Origin of the sequence: Pluralibacter gergoviae ATCC 33028 = NBRC 105706 (assembly GCF_001598855.1) — a bacterium.
GTDB lineage: Bacteria > Pseudomonadota > Gammaproteobacteria > Enterobacterales > Enterobacteriaceae > Pluralibacter > Pluralibacter gergoviae.
In genome coordinates this window covers 1-1,752 of record NZ_BCZS01000081.1, presented here as the reverse complement: position 1 = coordinate 1,752, position 1,752 = coordinate 1, and the positions used below count along the sequence as shown (strand labels likewise).

At 58.3% G+C, this 1,752-nt stretch carries 1 protein-coding gene; it reads left to right on the top strand.

From position 1 onward, the window contains the following. The first annotated feature begins 206 nt into the window (after nucleotides 1-206). Nucleotides 207-1,694 carry a group II intron reverse transcriptase/maturase gene (gene ltrA, locus ENGE1_RS26165; protein WP_004178082.1) on the top strand — a complete coding sequence of 496 codons (1,488 nt, stop codon included), beginning with the start codon at nucleotides 207-209 and terminating at the stop codon, nucleotides 1,692-1,694. Nucleotides 1,695-1,752 lie beyond the last annotated feature (58 nt).

Genomic DNA, 1,752 nt, shown 5'->3' with positions numbered 1-1,752 from the left:
TATATTAAATTACCGGGTGCCGACGTTGTACTGTTAACGGAAGGCAACATCATAGGGTGCGATACTGCGAGTGCCACATGGACCCGGCGGGGTCTGAGACCCTGGCATGTCAATACGATCTCTACGCGGGAACCGGGAGATCTCCCCTCTGACCATCTGCCAGTGTCGGAGATGGCCCGCACCGGGAAGACGAGGAGTCATAGCCGGTGATGTACGGAGAGGAGAAGTCGGACTCGCTCATAGTAGCGGCGAAGCAGGCGAACAACCCGAAAGGAGCGGAGTCAGTGGAGCGAAGGAGCGGGGCCAAGGGGAACGCGGAACAGCCACACATGCGCCGGACACAGAGCCGGGAAAGCATGTCACAGAGGCTGTCACGCGTGCGGGAAGCTGCGAAGCAGCGGAAGAAAGAACGGTTTACAGCATTGTTCCACCTGCTGACAGTCGAAGCACTGGAAGCCGCATTCCTCTCCCTGAGCAGGAAAGCGGCCGCCGGAGTGGATGGCATCAGGTGGATGGACTACGCCGGAAACATGAAGAACAACATAACAGATCTGCACCGGAGGCTACATCAGGGCAGCTACAGGGCGCAGCCCGGCAGGCGTCACTACATCCCAAAAGCGGATGGAAAACAACGCCCGCTCGGCATCGCCTCGCTGGAGGACAAGATCGTCCAGTATGCGCTGGTGAAAATCCTGAACGCAGTCTATGAAAACGACTTTATGGGGTTCTCATACGGGTTCAGACCCGGGCGAAGCCAGCACGATGCACTGGACGCACTGGCCACAGGGCTGGTACGCACTAACGTAAACTGGGTACTGGATGCCGACATCAGTCAGTTCTTCGACAGGGTGAGCCACGAATGGCTGATCAGGTTCACAGAGCATCGGATCGGCGACCGGAGGGTAATCAGGCTCATACGTAAGTGGCTCACAGCCGGGACGTCGGAGGAGGGTCAATGGCGAGCAACGGAGGAAGGCACCCCACAGGGTGCGGTCATCTCACCGCTGCTGGCAAACATATACCTCCACTACGTCTTCGATCTGTGGGCGCATCAGTGGCGACGTCGCTATGCCACAGGCAATGTGGTAATGGTCAGATACGCCGATGACATCGTCATCGGGTTCGACAAACGATACGATGCCCGGCGCTTCCGTATAGCCATGCAGCGCAGACTGAGGGAGTTCGGACTCACGGTTCACCCGGAGAAAACGCGTCTGATGGAGTTCGGCCGCTTCGCTGCCGAAAACCGTGCCATCAGGGGAAAAGGCAAACCAGAAACGTTCAACTTCCTCGGGTTCACGCACATCAGCGGGAAAGATCGCAACGGCAGGTTCATGCTGATACGAAAGACCCGCCGGGATCGGATGACGGCAACTCTGAAAGCCATCAAAGACGGTCTGCGAAGGCGCTGGCATTACTCAATCCCCGAACAGGGAAAATGGCTCAGGAGAGTGGTTCAGGGATACCTGAACTATCACTCGGTACCGGGCAACTTCCCCACCATGCAGAAGTTCAGGACACACGTAACAAACCTCTGGCGCCGGGCGCTCAGGCGCAGGAGCCAGAAGGATGATACGACCTGGACGAAAGCAAACAAACTGGCAGCCGCATGGCTACCAAGGGTTCGGGTTCTTCATCCATGGCCTGTGGAGCGGTTCACCGCCAGACACCCGAGGCAGGAGCCCGGTGCGTAAATCGCGCACGCCGGGATCTGTGCGGGGGGTATCCGGTAACGGGTATCCCTACCGCGAC